27 protein-coding genes and 5 tRNA genes are annotated in these 26,931 nt (G+C 36.7%); 26 read left to right on the top strand and 6 right to left on the bottom strand.

Annotated elements, in window-relative coordinates; genetic code table 11:
* Positions 1-218: 218 nt before the first annotated feature.
* From proC to ACTF54_RS09260, 3 genes are all read right to left on the bottom strand, one after another.
* Entirely contained in the window at positions 219-1,022 is an 804-nt protein-coding gene (gene proC, locus ACTF54_RS09270) for a pyrroline-5-carboxylate reductase (protein ID WP_347196855.1), read from the bottom strand.
* Between the two features lie 180 nt (positions 1,023-1,202).
* Positions 1,203-2,648, bottom strand: a complete 1,446-nt coding sequence (locus tag ACTF54_RS09265; protein ID WP_347196854.1) for an aldehyde dehydrogenase — start codon at positions 2,646-2,648, stop codon at positions 1,203-1,205.
* Positions 2,649-2,871: 223 nt separating this feature from the next.
* Entirely contained in the window at positions 2,872-5,841 is a 2,970-nt protein-coding gene (locus ACTF54_RS09260; RefSeq protein WP_438969208.1) for a GH92 family glycosyl hydrolase, read from the bottom strand.
* Positions 5,842-5,955: 114 nt separating this feature from the next.
* Here ACTF54_RS09260 and ACTF54_RS09255 point away from each other — a divergent pair, with 114 nt between their 5' ends.
* Entirely contained in the window at positions 5,956-6,318 is a 363-nt protein-coding gene (locus tag ACTF54_RS09255; protein WP_347196852.1) for a Na(+)-translocating NADH-quinone reductase subunit F, read from the top strand.
* 82 nt (positions 6,319-6,400) lie between these two features.
* The gene (locus ACTF54_RS09250; RefSeq protein WP_347196851.1) at positions 6,401-7,447 is read left to right on the top strand and encodes an FAD:protein FMN transferase; all 1,047 of its coding nucleotides are present in this window, start codon (positions 6,401-6,403) and stop codon (positions 7,445-7,447) included.
* Here the strand turns inward: ACTF54_RS09250 and ACTF54_RS09245 are convergent, their stop codons facing one another.
* Together ACTF54_RS09245 and map are read right to left on the bottom strand one after the other, a co-directional pair.
* Positions 7,448-8,212, bottom strand: coding sequence for a class I SAM-dependent methyltransferase (locus tag ACTF54_RS09245; protein WP_347196850.1), 765 nt, complete (start codon positions 8,210-8,212; stop codon positions 7,448-7,450).
* 167 nt (positions 8,213-8,379) lie between these two features.
* Positions 8,380-9,189, bottom strand: a complete 810-nt coding sequence (gene map / locus ACTF54_RS09240; protein WP_347196849.1) for a type I methionyl aminopeptidase — start codon at positions 9,187-9,189, stop codon at positions 8,380-8,382.
* A gap of 156 nt (positions 9,190-9,345) precedes the next feature.
* Between map and ACTF54_RS09235 the strand changes: the two genes are divergently transcribed.
* The 3 genes from ACTF54_RS09235 (at position 9,346) to ACTF54_RS09225 (ending at position 12,609) form a co-directional block, all read left to right on the top strand.
* The gene (locus ACTF54_RS09235; protein ID WP_347196848.1) at positions 9,346-10,131 is read left to right on the top strand and encodes an SDR family oxidoreductase; all 786 of its coding nucleotides are present in this window, start codon (positions 9,346-9,348) and stop codon (positions 10,129-10,131) included.
* A 226-nt stretch (positions 10,132-10,357) separates the two neighbouring features.
* The gene (locus ACTF54_RS09230) at positions 10,358-11,440 is read left to right on the top strand and encodes an amidohydrolase family protein (protein WP_347196847.1); all 1,083 of its coding nucleotides are present in this window, start codon (positions 10,358-10,360) and stop codon (positions 11,438-11,440) included.
* Positions 11,441-11,592: 152 nt separating this feature from the next.
* A complete protein-coding gene (locus tag ACTF54_RS09225; protein ID WP_438969207.1) occupies positions 11,593-12,609 on the top strand; it encodes a PLP-dependent cysteine synthase family protein in 1,017 nt (338 codons plus the stop codon).
* Between the two features lie 9 nt (positions 12,610-12,618).
* Here ACTF54_RS09225 and ACTF54_RS09220 read toward each other — a convergent pair whose 3' ends face one another.
* Positions 12,619-13,236, bottom strand: a complete 618-nt coding sequence (locus ACTF54_RS09220; RefSeq protein WP_438969206.1) for a hypothetical protein — start codon at positions 13,234-13,236, stop codon at positions 12,619-12,621.
* A gap of 91 nt (positions 13,237-13,327) precedes the next feature.
* On the opposite strand from ACTF54_RS09220, the gene ACTF54_RS09215 reads away from it, so the two are divergent.
* The 21 genes from ACTF54_RS09215 to rplL all read left to right on the top strand — a co-directional run bounded on the left by ACTF54_RS09215 (position 13,328) and on the right by rplL (position 26,853).
* On the top strand, positions 13,328-14,596 hold the full coding sequence (locus ACTF54_RS09215) for a DUF2851 family protein (protein WP_438969205.1): 1,269 nt from the start codon (positions 13,328-13,330) through the stop codon (positions 14,594-14,596).
* A gap of 68 nt (positions 14,597-14,664) precedes the next feature.
* A complete protein-coding gene (locus ACTF54_RS09210) occupies positions 14,665-14,892 on the top strand; it encodes a PspC domain-containing protein (protein WP_347196843.1) in 228 nt (75 codons plus the stop codon).
* Positions 14,893-14,971: 79 nt separating this feature from the next.
* The gene (locus ACTF54_RS09205) at positions 14,972-15,940 is read left to right on the top strand and encodes a potassium channel family protein (RefSeq protein ID WP_347196931.1); all 969 of its coding nucleotides are present in this window, start codon (positions 14,972-14,974) and stop codon (positions 15,938-15,940) included.
* Positions 15,941-16,012: 72 nt separating this feature from the next.
* Entirely contained in the window at positions 16,013-18,097 is a 2,085-nt protein-coding gene (locus tag ACTF54_RS09200; protein ID WP_347196842.1) for an amino acid carrier protein, read from the top strand.
* Positions 18,098-18,220: 123 nt separating this feature from the next.
* Positions 18,221-18,973 carry a helix-hairpin-helix domain-containing protein gene (locus tag ACTF54_RS09195; protein WP_347196841.1) on the top strand — a complete coding sequence of 251 codons (753 nt, stop codon included), beginning with the start codon at positions 18,221-18,223 and terminating at the stop codon, positions 18,971-18,973.
* 78 nt (positions 18,974-19,051) lie between these two features.
* Positions 19,052-20,221, top strand: a complete 1,170-nt coding sequence (locus ACTF54_RS09190) for an acyl-CoA dehydrogenase family protein (RefSeq protein ID WP_347196840.1) — start codon at positions 19,052-19,054, stop codon at positions 20,219-20,221.
* Between the two features lie 118 nt (positions 20,222-20,339).
* A complete protein-coding gene (rpsU, locus tag ACTF54_RS09185) occupies positions 20,340-20,534 on the top strand; it encodes a 30S ribosomal protein S21 (protein ID WP_169932110.1) in 195 nt (64 codons plus the stop codon).
* 70 nt (positions 20,535-20,604) lie between these two features.
* Positions 20,605-21,489, top strand: a complete 885-nt coding sequence (locus ACTF54_RS09180) for a tyrosine-type recombinase/integrase (RefSeq protein WP_347196839.1) — start codon at positions 20,605-20,607, stop codon at positions 21,487-21,489.
* A 20-nt stretch (positions 21,490-21,509) separates the two neighbouring features.
* On the top strand, positions 21,510-21,809 hold the full coding sequence (gene hpf, locus ACTF54_RS09175; RefSeq protein WP_347196838.1) for a ribosome hibernation-promoting factor, HPF/YfiA family: 300 nt from the start codon (positions 21,510-21,512) through the stop codon (positions 21,807-21,809).
* 99 nt (positions 21,810-21,908) lie between these two features.
* A tRNA-Thr gene (locus ACTF54_RS09170) sits at positions 21,909-21,982 on the top strand.
* Positions 21,983-22,014: 32 nt separating this feature from the next.
* Positions 22,015-22,095, top strand: a tRNA-Tyr gene (locus ACTF54_RS09165).
* 63 nt (positions 22,096-22,158) lie between these two features.
* Positions 22,159-22,231, top strand: a tRNA-Gly gene (locus tag ACTF54_RS09160).
* A gap of 64 nt (positions 22,232-22,295) precedes the next feature.
* Positions 22,296-22,367, top strand: a tRNA-Thr gene (locus tag ACTF54_RS09155).
* Positions 22,368-22,481: 114 nt separating this feature from the next.
* On the top strand, positions 22,482-23,669 hold the full coding sequence (gene tuf / locus ACTF54_RS09150; RefSeq protein WP_347197379.1) for an elongation factor Tu: 1,188 nt from the start codon (positions 22,482-22,484) through the stop codon (positions 23,667-23,669).
* 101 nt (positions 23,670-23,770) lie between these two features.
* Positions 23,771-23,843 (top strand) — tRNA-Trp (locus tag ACTF54_RS09145).
* A 72-nt stretch (positions 23,844-23,915) separates the two neighbouring features.
* Positions 23,916-24,110, top strand: coding sequence for a preprotein translocase subunit SecE (gene secE / locus ACTF54_RS09140; RefSeq protein WP_347197380.1), 195 nt, complete (start codon positions 23,916-23,918; stop codon positions 24,108-24,110).
* A gap of 12 nt (positions 24,111-24,122) precedes the next feature.
* Entirely contained in the window at positions 24,123-24,677 is a 555-nt protein-coding gene (gene nusG / locus ACTF54_RS09135; RefSeq protein WP_347197381.1) for a transcription termination/antitermination protein NusG, read from the top strand.
* Positions 24,678-24,747: 70 nt separating this feature from the next.
* Entirely contained in the window at positions 24,748-25,188 is a 441-nt protein-coding gene (gene rplK, locus ACTF54_RS09130; RefSeq protein WP_347197382.1) for a 50S ribosomal protein L11, read from the top strand.
* A gap of 11 nt (positions 25,189-25,199) precedes the next feature.
* Positions 25,200-25,898, top strand: a complete 699-nt coding sequence (gene rplA, locus ACTF54_RS09125; RefSeq protein ID WP_347197383.1) for a 50S ribosomal protein L1 — start codon at positions 25,200-25,202, stop codon at positions 25,896-25,898.
* Positions 25,899-25,909: 11 nt separating this feature from the next.
* Entirely contained in the window at positions 25,910-26,425 is a 516-nt protein-coding gene (gene rplJ, locus ACTF54_RS09120; protein WP_347197384.1) for a 50S ribosomal protein L10, read from the top strand.
* A 53-nt stretch (positions 26,426-26,478) separates the two neighbouring features.
* Positions 26,479-26,853, top strand: a complete 375-nt coding sequence (gene rplL / locus ACTF54_RS09115; RefSeq protein ID WP_347197385.1) for a 50S ribosomal protein L7/L12 — start codon at positions 26,479-26,481, stop codon at positions 26,851-26,853.
* Positions 26,854-26,931: the final 78 nt, after the last annotated feature.

Below are 26,931 nucleotides of genomic sequence, written 5' to 3'. Positions count from 1 at the left end.
CATGCCAACTATAGGTTTTGGCAATGTCTAAATCAAATCGAGATGCTGGTTTTTAGACCAGTATTTAATTTTATCGATAGCAACCAAACATGCCAAGAGAAATACTTGGCATGTTGGTTTCAAGAAGTTTTACTTTAAAAGGATGAATAACATTTGACATACCAACTATCCGTGTTGGCATTTTATAAATCAAATCTAGATGTTAGTTTTATAAACTACTATTTTTTACCCAACTCTACAGCACGATCAAAAGCGGCATAAGCAGCATCTTGAATAAGTTGTTTTACATTATTATCATCCATAGAATCTATAGCAGCTTGAGTTGTGCCACCTTTTGAGGCAACTTTATTGATCCAGCTTTTAGGAGAAATATCAGACTGATTAAATAGTTCAATCGCTCCTTCAAAAGTATTGCTTACTAAAACTTTAGAATCATAATCTGTAAAGCCCATTTTCAAAGCTGCATCCAGCATGGATTGCATAAAGTAAAAAACATAAGCTGGACCACTTCCAGAAATACCAGTAGAGGCATCGATAAACTTCTCAGTTTTTACATGAATAGATGTTCCAGTTGTGTCAAGTAAATGTCTTGCGGTTAATAACTCTATTCTAGACACTTCTTTTGCACCTGTGTAGGAAGTTACTCCTTTTCCAACTTTAGCTGGTAAATTAGGCATGGTTCTGATCACTTTAGAAACCTTTAAGCCTTCTTGAATAGTCTCGATAGTGACACCTGCCATTAAAGATATAAACAATTGATCAGGTCTAACTAATGATTGCATCTCTTCAAAAAGATCTTGAGAATGATATGGTTTCACGGCTATAAAAACAATATCAGCTTGTGGTAAACAATCCTCTAGGGAAGTGTAAATGTCAAATTTATTTTCTTCTTGAAGTGTTTTAATTTTATTAGGATCAGTATCATAGATTCTTAACCTTTTACGCCCTAAAATCATGGAATCGCCCATTCCTTCAGCGTAAGTAAGTCCCATGTTTCCTGCTCCTATAACTAATACTTTCATAACAATTTTTGTATTTTTCTTAATAATTCACAATTACTATGCGATAACATCAATTTTTGTATTTTTCTTAAGGTTGATAAAAGTTTATGCTCTTGAATCTTACGTTATAATTGAGGTGCCTTAATATTGGCGGTTTTTAGATAGTCTGTTTTTTTGGTGACATCCTGTCGGTGACAGGTCTTAGTATTCAATACAAACGTTCTTAGGCTCTGTAAAGAAGTCCAAGGCCTCAAAGCCGCCTTCACGACCTACGCCGCTGTCTTTCACGCCACCAAAAGGTGTTCTTAAATCACGATTCAGCCAAGTATTTACCCATACAATTCCTGCTTCAATTTCTTGAGACATGCGCATGGTTCTCGATAAATCGTTAGTCCATAAAGTAGCGCTCAATCCGTATTTGGTTCCGTTTGCCAATTCTAGTGCGTGCTGTTCGTCTGTAAATGGCATGATGGTTACCACCGGTCCAAAGATTTCTTCTTGGTTCAATTTGCAGTCGTTGGACGTTACTTCGATTACGGTTGGTTCTAGGTAGTAACCGTTTTCAAAATTTGCTACTGTTACTCGATTGCCACCAGTTAGGATGGTGTAGTTTTTTGGTTCTGCTTTCGCGAAAGCGAGATACTCTTCAATCTTTTCTCTATGAGAAGCACTTACAACAGCACCAACTTTGGTGCTAGTTTGATCTGGATGGCCTACTCTAAGATCTTTCACACGATCAACAAAGTCTGCTTTAAATCGCTCGTAAATGTCTTGCTGGACGAAAATTCGGCTGCCGCAAAGACAAATCTGACCTTGGTTTGCAAAGGAAGAGCGAACTGTGGTATCCAGCATTTTTTCATAATCGCAATCGGCAAAAATGATGTTGGGATTTTTACCACCTAATTCCAGCGATAGTTTTTTAAACATAGGTGCAGCAGTGCGCGCAATATGAGCGCCGGTAGTCGTCCCGCCAGTAAAACTAATCGCTTTGATGTGAGGATGCGCTACAATTGCCTGACCACAACTGGCTCCATTTCCATGAACAATATTGAGAACACCAGCTGGCAATCCTGCTTTTTTGACGATCTCACCTAATAAATAAGCTGTTGCTGGCGTTATTTCACTAGGCTTTGCTACTACGCAATTTCCAGCAGCGATCGCTGGAGCGATTTTCCAAGAGAATAGATACAAGGGTAAATTCCATGGAGAGATGCAACCTACAACACCAATAGGTTTGCGCATCGTAAAATTTATCGTGTTTTTACCAACACTTTCATGAGCTTTGCTCGCGTACTGAGTGATCGCATTTCCATAGAATCTAAAGTTAGAACTCGCTCGCGGTATGTCAACTGCTTTAGCTAGCCATAATGGTTTCCCGTTATCACGACTTTCGGCAGCGGCGAGTAGATCTAGGTTTTCTTCAATCAAGTCTGCGATGCGCAACATGATTTTAGAACGTTCATCAATAGAAGTATTAGACCAAGAAGGAAAAGCCGAAGCTGCCGCTTGATAAGCCTTTTCTACATCATCTTCATTAGAATTAGGGATATCACCATAAATAGTTCCTGAGGCTGGTTCATAATTATCCAACCACATTCCAGATAGCGGAATCATTTCTTGATTATTGATGAAGTTTTTTATTTCCATGGTGCTTGCTTAGTGATTTTGTGAAGATACAAGTTGTGAAGAAAATAACTAGAATCGCATCCAACCTTTCCGACCAAAACTCGTTGCCACTCGTTTTGCTCACCTTTCCTTTTCCAGAAATTTGCTTGAGCAAATTATCAGGGATCTGAAAGGAGTTTTTTAATCATTTCAATTTTTCAGAAAATGGTTCAAAGGATTATCAATTTGTCCAATAATCCAAAACCTACTTAATCGATATCTCATCCACAAAAATCCATGCGTCACCATCGTATGGATAGCCTAAATGCCATTCTGGTAACTTACCATAAGTGACGGCTCTCATTTTTACAAAGCGCACATTTTTGACAGATGTGTTGATGTTTACATCATAAATAGCAACTATTTCTTCTTTACCGGTTTCTGGTAGTTTTTCAACCACGGTTTTGAGGAGCTTTTTATTTTCATCGTATAGTTCAAAAACCACTTCCTTGGGATAAAAAATCCAGCTGCGTTGGTCCTTCAAAAAACTAGTACTTATTTGAGAAATATCTTTAGAACTTCCTAAATCTACAGTAGCTACAACATCTTCTTTTTGTGTTCCTTGCCAGGATCCAGAACGGAAATCTTCTGTTCCTTTCATTCCATCGATGAGTGCGTCATTGCCACCTGCACTGTATTCGTTTGCATATTCATGCTCCAGCACAACCGACATATTTTTGTCGTATTTAAAGAAGTCTGTCGTTACCATATAACTTATTTTGTCATTATGAATCGCATAAATAGATAGTTGCAATGGTTCTGAAATAGTTATAGGTTCTTGGTACAACTTAAACTCATCATCATTGATCTTGAAATAAATATCAGCATTTTCATCAATACTGTTCAATGAAACGGTAGTTGTTTCAGAGAATGAAATATCACCAGATTCTATGTAGGGAACTGCTGGCATGTGTTCTTCATTGATCGCACTTACTATTCTGTCTTCTTTAGCAGTTGCCCAATCTGTAGGTGTTTCACTCATGTGGTAGATAAGCGTTCCAGAATTGGTAATCATTTCATGAGTTAGGAATGAACTCGAAATTGAATTTAAACTTGAAGTCGAATCTATTTTGGATTCCGCTTTCGCGAAAGCAGAACTTGAATAATGAATTCCATCAATATACTTCCCTTCTCCATTTTTAATCAAAGTAAATTGCTCGCCATTTTCTAAGTTGATGGTTGCTTTGTCAAAAAGTGGTGTCCCAATCGCATATTTATTACTTCCTGGAGTGACGGGATAAAAACCTAGCGAACTCAACACATACCAAGCGCTCATCTGGCCACAATCTTCATTGCCAGAAACGCCATCTGGATCGTTATGATACAAAGTAGTCAGAATTTCATGTACTTTTTCCTGGGTTTTTTGAGGTTGACCGACATAATTATAAAGATATGCCATGTGATGACTAGGCTCATTCCCATGCGCGTACTGACCTATGAGTCCAGTGATATCTGCTTGATGACGACCAGATGTTTCCATTTGCGCGGCAAACATATTATCGAGATGCTTTTCATAAGCCGCATCGCCACCCATTAAGTTGATATGACCAGAAATATCTTGTGGTGCGTACAAACTGTATTGCCAGGCATTTGCCTCGGTATAATTAAAGTTGACTTCTTCTGGTTTAAATGGCGCAAACCAAGTATTGCGGTAACGACCTTGCATAAAACGGGTTTGCGGATTGTACATGTTTTTAAAATGCTGTGCTCGTTTGATGTATTGGCGATACTTTTCCTGGTCGCCCATAGCTTTTGCCATTTGAGCAATAGTCCAATCGTCGTAGGCATATTCTAGCGTTTTAGAAACCGATTCACTTTCCATCTCTACAGGAATGAAACCATATTTTTTATAGGATTCTAAGCCTAATTTATCTTGAATAGAACTATGGATCATTGCTTCAAAAGCTTTGTGGGTATCATAATCTCTGATTCCTTTTAAGTAAGCATCTGCAATAACGGGAACCGCATGATAACCTATCATACAACCGGTATAATTACCACTTAAATCCCAAATGGGCAGAATGCCACCTTCATCATATTTTGCGTTAAACGTATTGATAAAATCGTTTGTTCTTTCTTGCTCAATAATGGTGTACAATGGATGTGCGGCACGATAAGTATCCCAAAGTGAGAATACGGTGTAGTAATCAAAGTCTTGCGTCTCGTGAATTTCTAAGTCCATACCACGGTAACGACCGTCCACATCTTGATATAAATTAGGCGCAATCATGGTATGATACAATGCTGTGTAAAAGTTGACTTTATTATCGTGATTTTCATCTTCAATCACGATTTTACTTAATTGCTTTTCCCAAGTGTCGTTAGCTTGCTTTTTAATGGTGTCAAAGTCTCTGTTGCCTATTTCTGTTTCTAGATTTCTTTTTGCACCAGCTGCATCTACTGGGCTAATTCCTATTTTTATGGTAACAGGTTCGTTGTTTGGGTTGTCGAATTCTAGTGCTAGCACCTTTGGAGTAGATTCATATTTTGTATTCCAATTCTTTATAGGATGCGATGTTTTTACATAGAAAAATAACATTTGATTGGTTGCCCATGCGCTAGAAAATCGTTTCCCTTGAAGTTCGGTTGCGCTGTTAAATTGAAGGTCATGTTCTACCAGCTTGTCTCTATGTAACAAGTCTAGGATGACGTATTGGTTCTCGCTATTGATATAGCGGTATTCATGAACGCCTGCACGTGCTGTAACGGTTAATCGTACATCTATTTCTGCATCGTCTAGGTGTACTTCATAATATCCAGGACTGGCTTTTTCCTTATTGTGAGAGAACTTTGAGGAATAGCCTTCATTGCCATCAGCACCGTTATAAAGGACAGGTTTGTTAGTAGGCATTAAAAGTACATCTCCATAATCGCTTACTCCAGTACCACTTAAATGAGTATGTGAAAATCCATAAATAACATCGTCTGAATAGTGGTAACCGCTGCAGCCATCCCAACCGTCGAGTCTGGTGTCTGGACTTAACTGCATCATCCCAAAAGGCATAGTAGCGCCAGGATAGGTATGACCATGTCCACCAGTTCCTATAAAAGTGTTGACGTATTCGGTAAGCGGTTGGTCTGCTTCGGCTATGGATAAGTCAGTCTTAGAATCTTCTTTACAACTGGATAGAAAAATAGAGGTGAAGGCAAATAGGACGTAAAATTTAATTTTCATGGGCTTAGAATCTTGTCGGTTCTAAATATATGAAAAAGGTTTTTTGTGTATTCGCTTTCGCGAAAGCGATATAACTTTAACTCTTAATTAAGCTATGAACTTTATCTTTGTAAAATGCTAACACCTCTATCAGAACAAGAATTACATCAACTGGCAATGAATATAGTCGGTAAAGAAATGGAAGAATTAGGTTTTGAGTTTTTATCGATCAATTCAAAGCCGAAAAGAGATCCGCAGTTTGTTGCTTTAAAAGATAAATTTCTTCATTTTGTTGTGGTTAGAGCTGTGACTTATCCTGCAAACCCTGTAGAATATGATGAGAAGCTGATGAACATGATGCGTGATCATGGTAATAAATATAAAGCTACCACATATTATGCCGGTGTAGGACTAGCAAATTCACGCAATTATGAAATGCCAGTGCATCATGAAGATGATTATGTGGTGAATTTTGCTGGGTTGATTGAGATTAAATAATATCGATAATGTCAGTTGGAGCGCAGGAGAGAATTTGTTAAGATTGAAAGTGAGTTGGTATAGCAGTTAAAAAAAAATATTTATGAAAATTAGTATTGTTTTATTAATGGTTTTGGTCTTGATTTCATGCAAGGAAAACCAAGTAGAAAAAGTAGCTTCAGAACCTCAAGAATTTGTTGGTAACGCTATAGGAACTACTTACTCTATAAAGTTATTTGCAGATGAAGAGCTGTCTGTTAAAGAAGATGTGGATAGTATTATAGACATGTTTAATAACTCTATGAGCACTTGGGTAAAAGGTTCTTTAATTAATAGAATCAATGCTGGAGAAGATAGCGTGCTAGTAGGAAAACCATTTAAAGAAGTATTTGAACAAGCACAAGAAGTATATCGCAAAACCGACGGATATTTTGATCCTACGGTCGGTAATTTAGTAAACGCCTATGGTTTTGGTGCAAATGGAAAACAAGAACGCATTCCTTCTCAAAAGAAAGTTGATAGTCTAAAACAGTTTGTAGGTTTTTATAAAATGAGTATAGTTCCTTCTAAGGTCAAAGATTCTTTTTATATCAAGTCTGATCAAAAAGGAATGTATTTAGAATTTAATGCTATCGCAAAAGGTACTTTAGTTGATTATATGTCAAGATTGTTAGATGACAAAGGTGTTGACAATTACCTAGTAGAAGTAGGTGGCGAGTTGGTAACAAAAGGAATCAATCTAGAACGCAACGGCAAATGGTCTATAGGAATAGATGATCCAAATCAAAAACCAGGTGAGCGTGTTTATGTTACCGTGTTAGAATTGTCGAATGAAGCCATGGCTGGCAGCGGTAATTATCGCAAGTTTAAGATAGACGAAGAAAGCGGCCAGGAATTTGTTCATACCGTAAATCCGCTGACCGGAATGGCGCAACCTAGCGAAGTTCTAGGAGTTAACGTGATTGCAAAAAACTGCACACTTGCTGACGGTTTTGCAACAGCTTTTATGGCGATGCCATTGGAAAAATCAAGAGAGCTGCTTAAAAACTTACGAGACCTAGATGTGGTCATCATGTATACGGATAGAGCAGGATTATTAAGGTTTGAAACTACTCCAGATTTTGAGCGATTTGTAAAGAAGGCAGGTTAACTACTTCCTCACCACAGGTATCAACTCACCAGCTGCAAGTCTATAACGATCTACTTGTTTGGCACCTAATTCTTTGGTGTAATCTATAGCATCTATTTTAAATCCTACCTTTTCTAGACGTTGAAAATAATCCATGCCGTAAACACGCACATGATCGTATTGTCCAAAAATCCTTGCTCGTTCCTTGCGGTCGGTAATAGAATCGTCTTCAAAAGTCACCTCGCGATTATTTTCTAAGGGTATTTGTAGGATTGCATTGCCGCCAGGCTTTAGAATTCGAAAGATTTCTTGCATGGCTTTAAAATCGTCAGGAATATGTTCTAATACGTGATTGCAAAGAATAAAATCAAACTCGTTATCTGAAAATGGAAGATCACAGATATCTGCAAGAACATCAGCTAGTGGAGAGTTCAGGTCTGTTGTGGTGTATTGAATAGTTTCGCTATTGCGAAAGCGTTTATAAAAACATTGCTCTGGTGCAAAATGCAATAATTTTTGCGGTCGCGTTAATAAATCTGTTTTGTTCTTTAAGTACAACCAAAGCAATCTGTGACGTTCTAAAGAAAGTGTAGAAGGTGACAATACATTCTCGCGTACACTTTCATAACCATAAGGTAAAAAGCTTTTAAAAGTCTTTCCATCAATAGGATCTTCATATCGATCACCACGATACCACCATGCGATCAATGGGCGCACATAATAACTTGCGCTTATGAGCCAAGGCCTAGGGATGAGGTTGAGGAAGAATTTAAAAATACGTTTCATAATTATTATTGATCATTCCGCACTCGATGCGGAATCTGCTGGAACTATCCAAATAATAGTTAAATCGGAAATTTTTTCGCCATCTCTAATGGGTAAAACCTCTAAACCGTTCTCGACTGTGCTCGAACTGACATTTTGATTTTCTTTCTGATTTTATTTTTACCTTTTTACTCTTTCCATCGATAAGGATCTTCTTCATTAGAAGTGATTCCTAAAACATCATAGATATAATCAAATGTACTTAACAATCGTGGCTCACCATCAACAATGGCAATATTGTGCTCAAAATGCGCACTAGGTTTCATGTCTTTAGTTTTGATCGTCCAGCCATCTGGATAATGCTTGATGTCTTTAGTTCCTAAATTGATCATAGGTTCTATTGCAACGGTCATTCCTTCTACAAACTTCTTTCCACGACCACGTTTACCATAATTAGGCATCTGTGGATCTTCATGCATTACTCTTCCTAATCCATGACCTACTAATTCTCTTACAACTCCATAACCGAAGGACTCACAATATTCTTGTATCGCATAACCTACATCGCCTACACGTTTACCAACTCTAAATTGCTCGATACCTATATATAAGGAGTTTTTAGTTCGCTCTAAAAGATCTAGCGTTTCCTGCGGAACTTCACCTACTGTAAAAGTGTAAGCGTGATCGCCGTAAAAACCATCTACAATGGCACCGCAATCTATAGAAAGAACATCACCTTCTTTAATAGCCACTTCTTTAGGGATTCCATGAACCACTTCTTCATTAGGCGATATCAACAACGTACTTGGGCAATCGTACAATCCTTTAAAACCAGGTATTGCGCCGTTATCTCTTATATATTCTTCAGCAAGCGTGTCTAATCTCAATGTGGTTACTCCAGGTTTGATTTCGGCAGCAATCATTCCTAAGGTTTTACTTACCATTAGCGCCGCACGACGCATGATTTCTAGCTCTTCTTTATTCTTTGTTACAATCATAATTTGTGGAAAGCCACAAAGGTAGGCATTCCAGAAAATTTGAATCTAAAAACTTTAATAGAATCAAGATGCTTATTCAAATTTGTCTGGAATCTGCCGTTACTATTCTCAATTATTATTTAAAACTGTATTATCTATTTTCCTTAATTTAGCGACATGAATATCAACTTAAGAGATAAAACTGCGCTTGTTTGTGGTAGCAGTACAGGAATAGGAAGAGAAACAGCAAAACAGTTTGCTCAAGCAGGTGCTAGAGTAATTCTACTCGCACGTAATCCTAATAAATTACAAGAGGTACTTAGTGAATTGGATACCAGCCATCGTGACGATCATATCTATCTCGTAGCTGATTTTTCTAATTTTAGAGAAGTGGAGAATGTGGTTTCCGCTTTCGCGAAAGCGAATCCTATACACATCATCATCAACAATACTGGCGGTCCTGCACCAGGATTTTTAATCGATGCTAAGGTAGATGCCTTAGAGCAAGCTTTTACACAACACGTAAAATGCAATCAAGTATTGATCAAAGCCTGTGCGCCAGGAATGAAAGAAGCTGGTTATGGACGTGTGATTAATGTGATCTCTACAAGTGTGAAAGCACCAATTGAATTTTTAGGTGTTTCTAACGTTATACGTGGTGCAGTAGCGAGCTGGGCAAAGACTCTTGCGACTGAATTAGGACCTCACGGAATCACAGTAAATAACGTCTTGCCAGGATTTACAGCAACAGACCGATTAGATAAAATCATCGCAGGAAAAGCATCTCGAGCAGGACAGACTGAAGAACAAGCTGCCGAAATCATGAAAAGCCACGTTCCAGCAAGAAGATTTGCACAACCAGAAGAAGTAGCAAATGCGATTACTTTCCTAGCAAGTGATAAAGCCGGATATATTAACGGTATTAACTTGCCCGTTGATGGTGGAAGGACGAAGAGTCTTTAAGAACTTGAATTTGAACTTGAATTCGAATTCGAAACTGAACAGTAAAGAAGAGTGAATTCTTCCATAGTGCGATGCATTGAGCTTGTCTAAGTGGAAGATGTTCGCAGGACAGATAGAAAATAGAGTTAGATTGCTTTTGAAATGTATATTTTGATCTTTATTAATATTAAAACACACCTCACAAAATCTTTGTACTTTGTAATCCAGACTTAATTCTGAAACAGCCATGAACAAAAAACTACGCATTAACGGTCATTCACACTTACTTCCTTATCCAGAACAAATTCCTGATTTCATGAGAGAAAAAGGAATTTTTTGGGTAGATCCAGAGCGTAAGAATATGTTGCAAAAAGACTGGTCACGTCCCGTAACAGATTCTAGTTTCTTTCTAGATGAAAAGCTAGAATGGATGGATAAGTATAAACTGGACCATGCGGTGATTCTTAATTTGAGTCAGCTTTACGGAAACGGTTTGCGCCTAGAAGAAATGAAACAAGCCTTACGTTTTCAAAATGATTTTAATGCCAAAATACAACACGATCACCCATCAAAATTTACGAGTGGTTTTGTGGTGCATCCAGGTTATGTGCGCGGTGCATTGTGGGAGATTGAGCGTTGTGTAAAAGTTTTAGGGATGAAGTTGCTTTGTCTGCCTACTCATTATATGGACACGATAGGGCAGTGGCGATGTATTTTTGATGAAGAAAATGAGCCTATTTTTGAACTCGCCAGCGAGCTCAATCTTGCTATAGAAATTCATCCTTATGATGGAGAGAAATTTATAAAATTACAAAATACCTCTTGGCGTTTTCATTTGATCTGGATGCTCGCACAATGTGCAGATGCCTATCATTTTTTGACTCTAAATGGTTATGCTTTTAAATATCCAGGCATGCGTATTTGTTTTGCGCATGGTGGTCAACTTGCTCAAATGAATTTAGGTCGTAGAATTCAAGGTTTTGACGGTAGACCTGACCTGTTTGAAGGAAAAACACACCCAAGAAAATCTGTAGGGCATCCTAATATTTTCTTTGATACGCTGGTTCATGATACTGGTTCTTTAAAACTACTAGTAGAGAATCAAGGTGCCAAACAGGTTCTTGTCGGTCTGGACGATCCGTATCCGCTTGGAGAAATGGATAGTGAGAAGCAAAGTTCTTATCCTGGTAAAATTATTGACCTTGCGATGGAGCGCAATATCATTACACCAGATCAAGCAGACGATATGTGGGATGAGCATGTGGTGCGATGGCTTTTCGGTAGTGATGAAGCTGCTAAAAAAGAGTTCTATGATCGTGTAAAAGCTTAGATAAGGTATTTAAAGTTTGGTTTTAGTTCTGCTTTCGCGAAAGCGGATTTTTTTAAAATGTCTACCACAGATTCACATTTATAACAGAGATTCACACTTATTTCTCATTTAGACATTTCTAAAATCCTATTTTTGCACGACAAATACATTACATGGATTACGCAGAAAATATATTAGGTACTATAGGAAATACGCCTCTTGTTAAAATGAACAAGTTAGTAGAAGATATTCCAGCATTAGTACTTGCTAAATACGAAACTTTTAACCCAGGAAACTCTGTTAAAGATAGAATGGGATTAAAAATGGTAGAAGATGCTGAGGCTGATGGACGCCTTCAACCAGGTGGTACCATCATAGAAGGAACTAGTGGTAATACAGGAATGGGGCTGGCACTAGCAGCGATCATAAAAGGCTATAAACTCATTTGTGTACTAGCAGATAAACAGTCCAAAGAAAAAATGGATATCCTACGTGCTGTAGGAGCACAGGTGTACGTATGTCCTACAAATGTGGAACCAGATGATCCACAGTCCTATTATTCTACAAGTAAACGATTAAGTGAGGAAATACCTAATAGCTGGTATGTAAATCAATATGATAATCCATCCAATTGTAAAGCGCATTACGATAGTACAGGTCCAGAAATATGGAAACAAACCGAAGGAAAAATAACGCATTTTGTAGTAGGTGTAGGAACTGGAGGAACCATATCTGGTGTAGGAACCTATCTTAAATTACAGAATCCTAATGTGAAAATCTGGGGAATCGATACCTATGGATCTGTTTTTAAAAAATACCACGAGACAGGAATTTTTGACGAGAATGAAATCCATTCTTATGTAACAGAAGGAATAGGTGAAGATATCTTACCATTAAACGTACGATTTGAAGTTATCGATGGATTTACTAAAGTAACGGATAAAGACGCTGCGGTTTATACACGTCGTCTTGCCAAAGAAGAAGGTATGTTCCTAGGTAACAGCGCAGGCGCTGCCATAAAAGGATTACGACAGATTCACAAAGAATACGGATTCACTAAAGATGATGTAGTAGTGATCTTATTTCACGATCACGGTAGCCGTTATGTAGGTAAGTTTTTTAATGATGACTGGTTAAAGGATAAAGGTTATCTCAATGAAGATGGTACTTATCCAGAGGATGATAAATAAACATAAATTTTAATTCCTATAAAGCCCGCAGTCATTATAATCAGTATTAAACGGCTTAAAAATAATGCCTATGCTGTATTGAAAATGGTTAGATTGAAAAAACTCTTGATCCAGTGAAAACTTAGCATTACCATTTGCATAAATTCCTACCATAGGATTAATAAAGTACTGCATACCTATACCGCTATTAACCGTAGGTTGATTTACAATAAGATTGTGAGTACCTATTCCTAAATGTGCATAAGGTTTAATAGAAGAATCTCTACCAATTTTAAAATTTCTAGGGAAGTATCTTACACCAGCATCTACAGCGCTGTAATCTACATTTTCAGTTATAAAAATACCATCCACATTCTGACCAGACTTAAAACGGTTTAAACTTGTTCCTAAAAATAATTCTATTTTATTATTTAATTCATACCCTACATAAACTTCAATAGGCCTAGAAAAAGCCATATTATCAAAATCGCTTAAAAAATTTACTGGATTTTGAGATCCTGTGTTATCTATAAAATTTGTTCCTAAAGAAATGGATAGAGCTGCCAGATTACTATCATTTTGAGCATTGATACCTACGAATGGGATAAGTAACACACATAATATGTAACACCTTTTTCTTAATTTCATAATTTCCATTTAAAATTATAACGCAAGATATCATAATATTATTAATTTATAGTATTTTTAAGAAGTACGCGAGAAATGATTCAACTGTAAAATGCAAGAAGATTTTATTCACTACCTCTGGAAGTTTAAAAAACTAAGTGGTCTGGAATTAACCACTACTAATGGTGAAACTATCGCTATACAATCTTTAGGAACTCATAATCATCATAGTGGTCCAGATTTTTTCAATGCTAGACTAACCATAGGTGATCAAAAATGGGCGGGAAATGTAGAAATGCACGTAAAAGCGAGCGACTGGTATTTACACGGTCATGATGATGATCCTGCTTATGACAATGTGATTTTACATGTAGTATGGATTCACGATGCAGAGATTTCTAGGCGCGATGAAGTACCTATTCCAGTGCTAGAAGTGAGTAATTATGTTCCAGAAGATTTGATCACTGCTTACCGCAAGCTTTTTAGCGTTAAAAATGATCAGTTTATTAATTGTGAACGTGATTTTCCTAGTGTCAATGAGTTTAAACGCCAGCAATGGTTTGAGAAATTATTCATAGAACGATTGCAGTCGCGATATCTTAAAATCGCAGATAGGCTAGAACGGTATCATAACGACTGGGAAGCGGTCTTTTTTCAGATGTTGTGTCGCAGTTTTGGGACTAAGGTAAACGCAGATGCTTTTGAACAAATGGCACAATCCATCGATCAGGCTACGGTGCGTAAATTAGCTCGTGATTCTTTTCAACTGGAAGCGACCTTACTAGGTCAGGCAAATTTATTGTCGCAATCCCATCAAGATCCATATTATAAAGATGTGGTTAAGGAATACGCTTTCGCAAAGGCGAAACACAATCTACAACCTTCACTTACACCTATGAAGTTTTTTAGGTTGCGACCTGCAAACTATCCTACCATAAGGATTTCACAATTATCGAGATTGTATCAAATGAGTCCAATGCTTTTTGGAGAGGTTTTATTAGCTAAAAGTAGAAATGAAATCCATAAATTATTTGATGTCAAAGCGGCTAAATATTGGGATAGGCATCATGTTTTTGATAAGGAAACAGAAGAAAGAGAAAAAATACTGACTTCAGACTTTATCGACTTGCTGATTGTCAATTGCATTGTGCCTATTAAATTTATGCATGCACAATTTATAGGAAAGGATAAGACCGAAGAATTGATAGAGCTTATGTATGAATTAAAACCTGAAAAGAATACCGTAGTTACTGGTTTTAAAAAACTTTTTAAGGTCGATAATGCTTTACAAACCCAATCATTATTGCAGTTAAAGTCCAACTACTGTGAGGTAAATAAGTGTTTGAGTTGCGATATTGGGGTATCACTTTTACGCACGTAATTATTACGAGTTTTCAAACAATTAATGAAGTTTTATTGTTTTTCAAAGCTATGTATTAAATTTACGTTATGGGAATAGTTACATATTTGCGCACGCTCATGGAAAAATACGGTTTCTACGTATCTACACGTGTAGGAGAAAAATTGGGCATAAAAGCCCGTAATGTACGTCTTACTTTTATCTATTTTACATTTGCGACTTTGGGCGCTGGTTTTGCTGTTTACCTAATAATGGCCTTTTGGATAAAAATCAAAGATCTTATTTATACAAAGCGCAGTAGCGTTTTTGACCTTTAAAGAACACCGTTTTTAATGTATTATAAAGTCAATAAACGTGCGTAGTAAAATTAAAATAGCAGTTTCTTTACTGTTTTTGATGCTTCTGATAGGTATCCTTGGATTTAAGATAACTATGGATTTATCTTGGGTAGATGCGCTTTATATGACTGTAATCACCATAACTACTGTTGGGTATCGGGAAATAGGAGAGCCATCTCCAGAAGCTAAATTATTTACAGTTTTTTTCATTCTAATAAGTGTTATTGTGGTAGGTTATGCGGTGTCTGCTATTACAGAGTATTTGTTATCCAGTACCAGTCTCGCAGATATTAGGAAGAAGAGAAAATTAAAACATCTAGATGCTATGGAAAATCACATTATTGTTTGTGGATATGGTAGAAATGGAAAACAGGCCATTCAAAAACTACAAGATTATAAACGAGAATTCATTATTATAGAAAAGGATCAACAGGTGATTGATGATGCATTACTAGATGAGGAGCATTTTTTAAGAGGTAATGCAAATGAGGATGAGGTATTACTAAGTGCCGGAATTGATAGAGCATCTACTTTAATTACGGCTCTTCCAGAGGATGCTGATAATTTGTTTATAGTGTTAAGTGCTAGACAACTCAATAAAGATTTAAAAATAATATCTAGGGCTAGTGAAGATAACTCCTATAAGAAATTAAAATTTGCTGGTGCAGATAATGTAATACTGCCTGATACCATAGGTGGGCAACATATGGCATCACTAATTGTAAGTCCCGATTTAATTGAATTTTGGGATAATTTAAGTTATGGTGGAAATGAAGGTGTTAATTTAGAGCAAATTTCTTTTGAACAAATGTTTGATGAAGAGAGATCTTGCACCATATTGGATTTGAACCTTAGAAAAGAAACAGGTTGTTCTATAATAGGTTACAAATCTCCAGAAGGAGATTATACTGTAAATCCAGATCCAGAATTACAATTAGTTCGAGGATCTAAAATAATTGTTGTTGGTAATTCTAAGCAAATTGCAAAACTTCAAAAAGTTTATCGCATTAATAACGAACTAACTTAGTAGGCTTAAAACTTTCAAAAAGCAAGATTTTTGTGCATCTTGCTGCTTCAATTTCCATCATTAAAAATTAAAATGAAAAAAATCGTTCTATTATTTGCCATTATTTGTTCGGCAGTGTATTCACAAGCTCAAGACTTAAAACTTGAAGCAACTACAAGTAACCCTACTACTGAGATAAATGATGGTGTCATAGAGATTTCAGTTCTTAATGGTACGCCACCATTTACATATAAATGGTCCAACCAATCAACATCTCTTAAATCAAATAAAGCTACTGGAGTTACTGAAGGAATTGAGTATACAGTGCTGGTTACAGACAACTCTGGTAAAAGTGCCGAGGGAGTTTATAAAGTAGAATCAGAGCATATTACTGAAATTCTAAACGGAGGTGCTGTACCTGCAGTGGCTGCCATGGGTAACGTTTTATTCTGGGACCCTTTTAGTGCCTTAGGAATATATGATCCTGTAGTTTATGCTGAGGGAAAGAATATCTCTATTCCAGATTGGGAAGCTGGAGATTTAAATAAATATATCTTAAAAAAATGGCTCAAGCCAGATGGCTCAACAGTTAAAAAAGGAGATCCCGTCGCTGTAATTAAGATAGAAGGTAAAGAAGAGGTTACAGTTATGGCACCATCTACAGGTGTGTTTACATATTTAGAAAGTAGAGGTAAGGTACTTAATGAAGGAGATGTTATTTACAATGGTCAAAATAGTGGAGATGTTGTAGAGACCGGAGCACATTTATTTTCTCGAGTGGAATATAGCGAGAAAACTCCTTTACTTCATCCTAATGGAGATGTACAAACAAAGGGAATTCCTTTTATAGTTGTATGGCTTGTTTTAGGAGCTTTATTTTTTACAATACGCATGGGCTTTATTAATTTTAGAGGGTTTAAGCATTCTATTGATTTAGCAAAAGGGAAATACGATGATCCAACTGCACCAGGTCAGGTTACTCATTTTCAAGCGTTAGCTACGGCAGTTTCAGGAACTGTAGGATTAGGAAACATTGCGAGTGTTGCTGTGGCTATATCATTAGGTGGTGCTGGAGCTACCTTTTGGATGATTTTAGCAGGATTGCTTGGTATGTCATCTAAATTTGTAGAATGTACTTTAGGTGTGAAGTATCGCTTCATAGCTGAAGATGGTTCTGTTTACGGCGGACCAATGAATTATTTGCGTTACGGACTAGCAAAACAAAATAAAAAGGGACTAGGTAAAATACTAGCGGTAATGTTTGCTGTTTTAGCTATTGGTGCTTCATTTGGTGGAGGTAATATGTTTCAATCTAATCAAGCTTTTGCAGGTCTAGTTACTCAGTTCAAGTTTCTAGAAGGTTATGGTTTTTGGTTTGGTGTAGTTACAGCAGTATTAGTAGGTTTTGTAATCATCGGAGGTATTAAAAGTATTGCTAAAGTAACTGAGAAGGTCGTTCCATTTATGGCTAGTGTTTATGTAGTTGCCGCGTTAGCTGTTATAGTTATTAATATTGAAAATATAGGCCCTGCATTTAGTGCTATCATTGATGGAGCTTTTAGTCCTTCGGCTATAAAAGGTGGTATTATTGGTGTTCTTATTGTAGGTTTTCAAAGAGCAGCATTCTCCAACGAGGCTGGAGTAGGATCTGCAGCTATCGCTCACAGTGCGGCAAAAACACATCATCCGCCATCAGAAGGCTTTGTAGCATTGCTGGAACCTTTTATTGATACTGTAGTAGTTTGTACTCTTACTGCTTTGGTGTTAATATTTACTGGAATGCATGAGGTGGAAGGTGTAGCTGGAGCGCAATTAACTTCAGATGCTTTTGGAAGTGTTATTTCATGGTTTCCATATGTTTTGGCTGGAGCAGTATTTCTTTTTGCTTTCAGTACTATGATTAGCTGGTCATACTATGGAATGAGAGCATGGACATATCTTTTTGGTAGAACTAGAGCTGTAGAAATTGCTTATAAAATAATATTCTTGGTATTTGTTGTAATAGGTTCTTCTGTTTCTCTAGGAGCAGTGTTAGATTTCTCAGATATGATGATTTTGGCAATGTCTTTTCCTAATATAATTGGATTATTGCTTATGTCTGGAGAGGTACGAAGAGACTTAAATGAGTATTGGAAAAAATTAAAAACAGGCAAGCTTGGTTTAAAAACCGATGCCTAGTGATTGAATAATATGAACAACATAAAATCCCTCTTTGTATTTGATAGAAAACAGCAAAGAGGGATTTTTGTATTGATGATACTCTTAATTATCTTTCTTTCAGGATATATATACTTGAAAAACATGCCTAAAGAAGTTTTAGTTATTGAGGATACTTCTGCCTACCAGAGTAAACTAGATTCACTAGTGGCAATTCAGCAAAGAAGAAGAGACACCATTTACCCTTTTAACCCTAATTACATCACCGATTATAGAGGTTACAAATTAGGTTTAAGTGTTGAAGAGATAGATCGATTACATCGCTTTCGCGAAAGCGGAAAATGGGTCAATTCAAAAAAAGAGTTCCAGCAAGTAACGCAAGTAAGTGACCAGTGGCTGGATAGCATCTCACCCTATTTTAAATTTCCAGAATGGGTGACCAACCCTAAGAAGTCATATACAAGCAACTACACGTTTTTTAAGGATCAAAAAGTTGTTGCAAAAGACATCAATAGAGCTAGTCAAGATGACCTTAAAAAAGTTTATGGAATAGGTCCAGCTCTTTCAGGTAGAATTATAAAAGAAAGAGAGCGTTTGAAGGGTTTTATTGATATTTCTCAAGTAAGAGGTGTTTATGGATTAACAGACTCTACAATGATTCAATTGAAGAAGCATTTTTATGTGACTGCTCCTTTAGGGTTTAAGAAAATAGCTTTAAATACTGCGACAAACGATGAGTTGTTAACTATCCCATATTTTAACGACTATCTGGTAGAAAAGCTAATAGAACAACGCACGTTGCGTGATGGTTTTAAAAGTTGGGATAAAGTCTTGTTAACATCAAGGTTTCCTCAAGAAAAATTAGCCTTAATTCAGTTATATTTGACATTAAATTAAAATAATCAGTTTTTACTGAGAATATCGCATCTTAAACATGGGTTTGGATGTTTTTCAATAATCATATTGTACCAATTTATGTATTCAAAATATTTTACTGAGGAGCATGATGCTTTCAGACAGAGTTTTAGAGATTTTCTTAAAAAAGAGGCTGTTCCTCATATTGAAAGATGGGAGGAAACAGGTCAGATAGATCGAGAGATTTTTCAAAAGATGGGAGAGATGGGCTATTTTGGCCTTTATTATCCAGAAGAATATGGAGGTCTAGATTTAGATTTTTTCTATACCGTTATTTTCCTTGAAGAAATGCAACGTATAAATTCGGGAGGTTTTGCTGCTGCTATGTGGGTGCAAGCCTTTTTAGGTGCACAACATTTATTAAAAGAAGGAGATGAGCGTATCAAGCAAGAATATTTAGTACCTACACTTACTGGAGAAAAGATAGGTTGTTTAGGTATTACAGAGCCTTTTGGTGGTAGTGACGTTGCAGGAATGAGAACAACTGCTGTGAAAGATGGTGATCATTATGTGATCAATGGTTCTAAGACTTTTATCACAAATGGAGTTTATAGTGATTATCTAGTAATTGCTGCCAAAACAGACGTGGACGCAAAGGGAAGAGGCATTTCTATTTTTGTAATGGATCGCGAGACACCTGGTATAAGTGCTACTAAACTTAATAAATTAGGATGGAGAGCAAGTGATACTGGTGAAATAGGTTTTGATAACGTACGTATTCCAGTAGAAAATTTAATGGGTGAAGAAGGAAAAGGTTTTCCTTATATCATGCAACATTTTGCATTAGAACGCTTAATAATGGGTATAAATTCTCACGCTCGAGCAGAATTTGCTCTAGAGTATACAGCTCAGTATATGAAAGAACGTACTGCTTTTGGAACAACTATAGATAAATTTCAAGCATTACGTCACGGAATGGCAGATATGATGAGTGAGGTAGAAATGGCAAAATGCTTTAACTATGCCATCGCAGAAGAGTTAGACAAGGGTTTGTATCCAGTTAAGGAAGCGAGTATGTCTAAATTAGTTTCGACTAAAATTGCAGATGAGGTTATTTATCAGTGTCTTCAGTATTTAGGGGGCTACGGTTACATAGAAGAATACCCTTTAGCAAGAATGTGGCGTGACAGTCGTCTAGGTCCTATCGGTGGCGGAACTAGTGAGATTATGCGTGAGATTATTGCAAAAATGATGTTGGATGGAAAGGACTATAAGCCTGCTGCAAAGTAGTTAGTTTGTTCCGTTTTCGCGTAAGCAAAACGTAAACACACATCTAAATAAATAAATCGCTTTGAGATTGTAAAATAAAATGTACTTTTGCAATCCAAAGAAAGGAGGTGATGACACTATGTTAATAATACCAGTAAAAGACGGAGAAAATATCGATAGAGCTCTCAAGCGTTTCAAAAGAAAATTTGATCGTACGGGAAAAATGCGCGAACTACGTAGGAGACAGCAGTTTACTAAACCATCTGTTGCAAAACGTGCTCAAAACATTAAAGCTTCTTATATTCAAGGACTTCGTGACGCAGAGAATATCTAGAGAATTTCTTCTTTAGAATACCATACCGCTAGTCGTAAATTTATACATTTACGTCTTGCGGTTTTTTTTTATGGATACAATACCTTATTTAGAATATCTTGAGCTTGAGAAGAATTATTCTTCTCATACTATCTATGCTTATGAGAAGGATTTAAATCAATTTAAAAACTTTTTAAAGGATGAAGGTGTTTTTGACTTAAAGGAAGTTAATTACAGTTTGATTAGGAGTTGGGTGACTAGTTTATTAGAGAATGGAGATACTTCTCGCACGGTAAATAGAAAAATGTCATCTCTTAAATCTTTCTATGGATTTATGCTCAAAATAGGCAAGGTGACAACTAGTCCAGCTGCAGCTTTTAAAAGTCTCAAGGTTTCAAAAAAGATTCAAGTACCGTTTTCTACTGAAGAGGTTCTAAAGCTTTTAGATTCTAGCTACAATAATTACAATTTTGTTGAGTCTCGCGATTTTTTAATCATAGAATTATTATATGCTACTGGTATAAGAAGAGAGGAGTTGATCAATATAAAGCTTAAAGATATAAGTCTGGAGTCTCAAACTATTAAAGTTTTAGGTAAAAGGAATAAAGAACGTATTGTGCCATTGGTTCCTTCTATTATAAGCCACGTATCACAATATTTGTCGTTGAGACATGAGTTTGCAATCACCAATGTAGAAGAGTTGTTTATAACATCAAAAGGGAATAAAATTTATCCAAGCCTTGTTTATCGAGTGATAAAATCATACTTTAGTAAGGTTTCTTTGAAAGTAAAGATCAGTCCACATGTTCTCAGGCATACATTTGCAACACATTTATTAGATTACGGTGCTGATTTAAACGCGGTAAAAGAATTGTTAGGGCACATAAGCCTTTCATCTACTCAAATCTATACGCATTCAAGTATGGCTACTTTGAAAGGTGTTTACGGTAGTGCCCACCCTAGATCAAAAAAATAATTAAACTAAAACGATCCATTATGAAGGTAAACACGCAAGCAGTAAATTTTGATGCAGATGTTAAGCTTATTGAATTTGCACAAGTTAAATTAGATAAACTAGAACAATTTTATAGCAAAATTATTAATGCAGATGTGTATCTAAAAGTTCAAAAGACATCTGCACCAGAAAATAAAATTGCCGAAATCAGAATTTTTGTACCAGGAGATGATATGGTTGTAAAAAAGACTTGCAAAACATTTGAGCAATGTATCGATGAGTGTGCCTCATCTTTAGAGCGTCAATTGAAAAAAAGAAAAGAAAAGTTATCAGCACATTAAAAAAAAATAAAAATTTATTTGCGCAATTAAAAAATAGGCTTACATTTGCAGTCCGTTAGAAATAGCGGACTTTTTTTTGGAAGCGAAATAAAGTTAAAAGCCGATGTAGCTCAGCTGGCTAGAGCAGCTGATTTGTAATCAGCAGGTCGTGGGTTCGAGTCCCTCCATCGGCTCAAAAAAAGTAATAAATCTTTATTGATTTATTGGGGAGATACTCAAGCGGCCAACGAGGACGGACTGTAACTCCGTTGGGAAACCTTCGCAGGTTCGAATCCTGCTCTCCCCACAAAAATTATCTGAAAAGATAAGTTGAAATATTGAATACCTTTTAGTTGTAAAGCTAATAAATGCGAGAGTAGCTCAGTTGGTAGAGCGTCAGCCTTCCAAGCTGAATGTCGCCAGTTCGAACCTGGTCTCTCGCTCTATAATAAACTCTATTTTTATTGAGTTTAAAGTCAAGTTGTCTATTCCTTATGTAAGGGTTTTGCCGGTGTAGCTCAGGGGTAGAGCGTTTCCTTGGTAAGGAAGAGGTCATGAGTTCAAATCTCATCATTGGCTCTGTAAGATAAAAATAGGTCTCTAATAGAGGCCATTACTAGTATAGGCTGATTTGGTTTTAGCTCCATATCGGTTTTTAAATTGAAACACTAATATAAACTAAGATTATAAATTATGGCTAAAGAAACGTACGATCGTTCGAAACCCCACCTTAATGTAGGAACTATTGGTCACGTTGACCACGGTAAAACTACTCTTACCGCTGCAATTACTAAAGTACTTGCTGATGCTGGTTTCTCTAAGGCAGTAAATTTTGACCAAATTGATAATGCTCCTGAGGAAAAAGACCGTGGTATTACAATTAACTCTTCTCACGTCGAGTATCAGACACAGAACAGACACTATGCACACGTAGATTGTCCTGGTCACGCCGATTATGTAAAGAACATGGTTACTGGTGCTGCTCAAATGGATGGTGCTATATTAGTAGTAGCAGCTACTGATGGTCCTATGCCGCAAACTCGTGAGCACATTCTTTTAGGTCGTCAGGTTGGTATTCCTCGTATTGTTGTATTCCTTAACAAAGTGGATATGGTTGATGATGAAGAGCTTCTTGAATTAGTAGACATGGAGGTTCGTGAGCTTTTAAGTTTTTACGAATATGATGGTGACAACGGTCCTGTAGTTACAGGTTCTGCATTAGGTGCTTTAAATGGTGAGCAAAAATGGGTTGATACCGTTCTTGAGTTGATGGAAGCTGTAGATGCTTGGATTGAAGAGCCTGTGCGTGATATGGATAAGCCTTTCTTGATGCCTATTGAAGATGTTTTTTCAATTACTGGACGTGGTACTGTTGCTACTGGTCGTATTGAAACTGGTGTAGGTAATACTGGAGATCCTGTTGAAATTATTGGTATGGGTGCTGAGAAGTTAACTTCTACTATTACTGGTATCGAAATGTTCCGTCAAATTCTTGATAGAGGTGAAGCCGGTGATAATGCTGGTATTTTGCTTAGAGGTATTGAAAAGTCTCAGATTTCTCGTGGTATGGTAATTACTAAGCCAGGATCTGTAACTCCACATGCCAAATTTAAAGCAGAGGTTTATGTTTTGAAGAAAGAAGAAGGTGGTCGTCACACTCCATTCCATAACAACTATCGTCCACAGTTTTATGTGCGTACCACAGATGTAACAGGTAATATTGCTCTTCCTGAAGGTGTTGAAATGGTAATGCCAGGAGATAACTTGACTATTACGGTTGATCTTATTCAGCCAATCGCATTGAACCTTGGACTTCGTTTTGCTATTCGTGAAGGAGGTAGAACAGTTGGTGCAGGTCAGGTGACTGAGATTCTAGATTAATTTCTAATTTACAATTTTAAGTATCCTGTCTATTTGTAGACAGGATACTTTCCCTTTATATAAGGGGAGGCATTAAAATATTTATAATAAATGTTTTTTTTGCGGGCTTAGCTCAGTTGGTAGAGCACTGGTCTCCAAAACCAGGTGTCGTGAGTTCGAGTCTCTCAGCCCGTGCAGTTAATTATAGTTTTCCTTGAATATGATGTTTGATTCATGTTTTTGGTTGACCTCTAGATTATTACTATTATGAGTTTGATAACATATGTAAAGGAGTCTTATAATGAGTTAACTAATCATGTGACTTGGCCTACTTGGGAGGAGACGCAGAAGTTAACAATTACCGTTGCGGTATTTTCAATTGTCTTTGCCCTAATTATTGCAGGTATCGATTATGTGTTCAGTACAGCGATAGAGAATTATTTTAATTGGATCAAGCCGTAATAAGTTTTTGATATGTCAGAAGAGAAGGATTTAATGAAGTGGTACGTTGTTCGTTCTGTAAGCGGTCAAGAAAATAAAATCAAGGATTATATTGAGTCAGAAATTGCGCATCATAATTTAGGTGATTATTTGAAGCAAATTCTTGTACCTACTGAAAAGGTTGTCCAGATTAGAGATGGAAAAAAATACAATAAAGAGCGTGTTTATTTTCCTGGATATATAATGGTTCAAGCGAGATTGGAAGGTGAAGTTCCTCATATTATTAAATCTGTTAACGGAGTTATTGGTTTTCTAGGTGAAACTAAGGGAGGCGATCCTGTTCCTTTAAGAAGAACTGAGATTAATAGGATGTTAGGTAAGGTGGATGAGCTAGCCGAGCAGACAGATAATGTTGCTATTCCATTTAAGACAGGTGAAACTATTAAAGTTGTAGATGGACCTTTCAATGGTTTTAATGGTATTATAGAAAAAGTAAATGAAGAAAAGCGTAAACTAGAAGTTATGGTCAAAATATTTGGTCGTAAAACTCCTTTGGAGCTAAGTTATATGCAAGTTGAAAAAGTATAAATGTTACAATTTATAAATGATAAATAAGGCTTCCACTTTATTATCATTAAACAATTGAAATTAATTAGAAATGGCTAAAGAAGTATCTAAGGTTGTCAAATTACAGGTTAAGGGTGGTGCAGCAAACCCATCTCCTCCTGTAGGACCTGCACTTGGTGCGGCTGGTGTTAATATCATGGAGTTTTGTAAGCAGTTTAATGCTAGAACTCAGGATAAAGCTGGTAAAGTTTTACCAGTGGCGATCACGGTTTATAAGGATAAATCCTTTGATTTTGTGATCAAAACACCTCCAGCAGCAGTGCAAATCCTTGAAGCTGTCAAGCTTAAGGGCGGTAGTGGAGAACCTAATCGTAAGAAAGTTGGAACTATCAGTTGGGATCAAATTCGTTTGATCGCAGAAGATAAGATGCCAGACCTCAATGCATTTACAGTAGATAGCGCTATGAGAATGGTTGCAGGTACTGCTAGATCAATGGGTGTGAACGTTAAAGGTGGTAACCCACCTGCTTAAAACTTGTAACAATGGCAAAATTGACAAAAAATCAAAAGGATAGTGTTGCAAAATTTGATAAGTCACAAACTTATTCAATTGCTGACGCATCTAAAATTGTAAAGGAGATAACGACAACAAAGTTTGACGCATCTGTTGACCTTGCTGTGAGGTTAAATGTTGACCCTCGTAAGGCTAATCAAATGGTTAGAGGTGTTGTTACATTACCTCATGGGACAGGTAAGGATGTTAAGGTTTTGGCTTTAGTTACTCCAGATAAGGAAGAAGAGGCTACTGCAGCTGGTGCTGATTATGTAGGTCTAGATGAGTATTTGGAGAAAATCAAAGGAGGTTGGACAGATGTTGATGTAATTATTACCATGCCTAGTGTGATGGGAAAATTAGGTCCTTTAGGTCGTGTATTAGGTCCAAGAGGTCTAATGCCAAATCCCAAAACTGGTACTGTTACTATGGATGTAGCAAAAGCAGTTTCTGATGTTAAGGCTGGTAAGATTGACTTTAAAGTTGATAAGACTGGTATTATACATGCAGCAGTCGGTAAGGCGTCTTTTGATGCTGAAAAGATTGCAGGAAATGCACGAGAATTAATTAACACATTAGTTAAGCTGAAGCCGACAACGTCTAAAGGTATTTATATTACAAGTATCTACATGTCTAGTACCATGAGTCCTAGTATTGAGATAGACACTAAACGTTTTGCAGACGACTAAAAATCTAGATCATGACAAGAGAACAAAAAGCAAATGTTATTCAAGATTTGACTGCTACTTTAGGTGATAATACAACTATATATTTAGCAGACATATCTGGTTTAAACGCATTAGATACATCAAACTTACGTAGAGCTTGTTTCAAAGCAAACGTAAAAATGGCAGTAGTAAAGAACACTCTTCTTGCTAAGGCTATGGAAGCATCTGATAAGGATTTTGGTGAGTTACCTGGGTTGTTAAAGGGTAATACATCAATTATGCTTGCAGAGGTTGCGAATGCACCTGCTAAGGTTATTGAAAACTTCAGAAAGAAGTCTAAAAAACCTGTGCTTAAAGGTGCTTATATTGAGGAAGCTATATATGTAGGCGACGACATGATTGAAACTTTAAGTAACATCAAGTCTAAAGAAGAAATGGTTGGTGAAATCATTGGTCTACTTCAAAGTCCAGCTAAGAATGTTGTTTCTGCACTTAAATCAAGTGGAGGCAAATTAGCAGGAATTTTAAAGACCCTTTCTGAAAAGTAGGGCATAAACGAGTACGCAATTAATTATTTATAAATTTTATTAAAACGATAGAAATGGCAGATTTAAAAGATTTCGCAGAACAGTTAGTTAACCTTACTGTGAAAGAAGTAAACGAATTAGCGACTATACTTAAAGATGAGTATGGAATTGAACCAGCAGCAGCAGCAGCTGTTATGGCTGGACCAGCTGCAGGTGGTGGAGACGCTGCTGAAGAGCAAACAGAATTTGATGTAATTCTTAAAGCTGCAGGTAGTGCAAAGCTAGCTGTTGTTAAACTTGTAAAAGAACTTACAGGTGCAGGGTTAAAAGATGCTAAGGAACTTGTTGATAATGCACCATCTCCAATTAAAGAAGGTGTATCTAAAGACGAGGCAGAAGCACTTAAAGCTCAGTTAGAAGAAGCTGGGGCTGAGGTTGAGTTGAAGTAATTCTTCTTAACTAAACATTATCGGTTTAGACCTGTGGGCGTTGCTCACAGGGCTAGACCATTTTGCGTATAAAGATGA

This window comes from Nonlabens sp. (genome assembly GCF_965657255.1).
In the GTDB taxonomy this organism is placed as follows: domain Bacteria; phylum Bacteroidota; class Bacteroidia; order Flavobacteriales; family Flavobacteriaceae; genus Nonlabens.
The sequence above is the reverse complement of the archived record's forward strand: the minus strand, read 5'-3'. Positions and strand labels throughout refer to the sequence as shown.

Coding starts and splice junctions, on each gene's coding strand:
- proC (WP_347196855.1), bottom strand. CDS start 1,022: ATGAAAGTATTAGTTATAGGAGCAGGAAACATGGGACTTACTTACGCT.
- ACTF54_RS09265 (WP_347196854.1), bottom strand. CDS start 2,648: ATGGAAATAAAAAACTTCATCAATAATCAAGAAATGATTCCGCTATCT.
- ACTF54_RS09260 (WP_438969208.1), bottom strand. CDS start 5,841: ATGAAAATTAAATTTTACGTCCTATTTGCCTTCACCTCTATTTTTCTA.
- ACTF54_RS09255 (WP_347196852.1), top strand. CDS start 5,956: ATGCTAACACCTCTATCAGAACAAGAATTACATCAACTGGCAATGAAT.
- ACTF54_RS09250 (WP_347196851.1), top strand. CDS start 6,401: ATGAAAATTAGTATTGTTTTATTAATGGTTTTGGTCTTGATTTCATGC.
- ACTF54_RS09245 (WP_347196850.1), bottom strand. CDS start 8,212: ATGAAACGTATTTTTAAATTCTTCCTCAACCTCATCCCTAGGCCTTGG.
- map (WP_347196849.1), bottom strand. CDS start 9,189: ATGATTGTAACAAAGAATAAAGAAGAGCTAGAAATCATGCGTCGTGCG.
- ACTF54_RS09235 (WP_347196848.1), top strand. CDS start 9,346: ATGAATATCAACTTAAGAGATAAAACTGCGCTTGTTTGTGGTAGCAGT.
- ACTF54_RS09230 (WP_347196847.1), top strand. CDS start 10,358: ATGAACAAAAAACTACGCATTAACGGTCATTCACACTTACTTCCTTAT.
- ACTF54_RS09225 (WP_438969207.1), top strand. CDS start 11,593: ATGGATTACGCAGAAAATATATTAGGTACTATAGGAAATACGCCTCTT.
- ACTF54_RS09220 (WP_438969206.1), bottom strand. CDS start 13,236: ATGAAATTAAGAAAAAGGTGTTACATATTATGTGTGTTACTTATCCCA.
- ACTF54_RS09215 (WP_438969205.1), top strand. CDS start 13,328: ATGCAAGAAGATTTTATTCACTACCTCTGGAAGTTTAAAAAACTAAGT.
- ACTF54_RS09210 (WP_347196843.1), top strand. CDS start 14,665: ATGGGAATAGTTACATATTTGCGCACGCTCATGGAAAAATACGGTTTC.
- ACTF54_RS09205 (WP_347196931.1), top strand. CDS start 14,972: ATGCTTCTGATAGGTATCCTTGGATTTAAGATAACTATGGATTTATCT.
- ACTF54_RS09200 (WP_347196842.1), top strand. CDS start 16,013: ATGAAAAAAATCGTTCTATTATTTGCCATTATTTGTTCGGCAGTGTAT.
- ACTF54_RS09195 (WP_347196841.1), top strand. CDS start 18,221: ATGCCTAAAGAAGTTTTAGTTATTGAGGATACTTCTGCCTACCAGAGT.
- ACTF54_RS09190 (WP_347196840.1), top strand. CDS start 19,052: ATGTATTCAAAATATTTTACTGAGGAGCATGATGCTTTCAGACAGAGT.
- rpsU (WP_169932110.1), top strand. CDS start 20,340: ATGTTAATAATACCAGTAAAAGACGGAGAAAATATCGATAGAGCTCTC.
- ACTF54_RS09180 (WP_347196839.1), top strand. CDS start 20,605: ATGGATACAATACCTTATTTAGAATATCTTGAGCTTGAGAAGAATTAT.
- hpf (WP_347196838.1), top strand. CDS start 21,510: ATGAAGGTAAACACGCAAGCAGTAAATTTTGATGCAGATGTTAAGCTT.
- tuf (WP_347197379.1), top strand. CDS start 22,482: ATGGCTAAAGAAACGTACGATCGTTCGAAACCCCACCTTAATGTAGGA.
- secE (WP_347197380.1), top strand. CDS start 23,916: ATGAGTTTGATAACATATGTAAAGGAGTCTTATAATGAGTTAACTAAT.
- nusG (WP_347197381.1), top strand. CDS start 24,123: ATGTCAGAAGAGAAGGATTTAATGAAGTGGTACGTTGTTCGTTCTGTA.
- rplK (WP_347197382.1), top strand. CDS start 24,748: ATGGCTAAAGAAGTATCTAAGGTTGTCAAATTACAGGTTAAGGGTGGT.
- rplA (WP_347197383.1), top strand. CDS start 25,200: ATGGCAAAATTGACAAAAAATCAAAAGGATAGTGTTGCAAAATTTGAT.
- rplJ (WP_347197384.1), top strand. CDS start 25,910: ATGACAAGAGAACAAAAAGCAAATGTTATTCAAGATTTGACTGCTACT.
- rplL (WP_347197385.1), top strand. CDS start 26,479: ATGGCAGATTTAAAAGATTTCGCAGAACAGTTAGTTAACCTTACTGTG.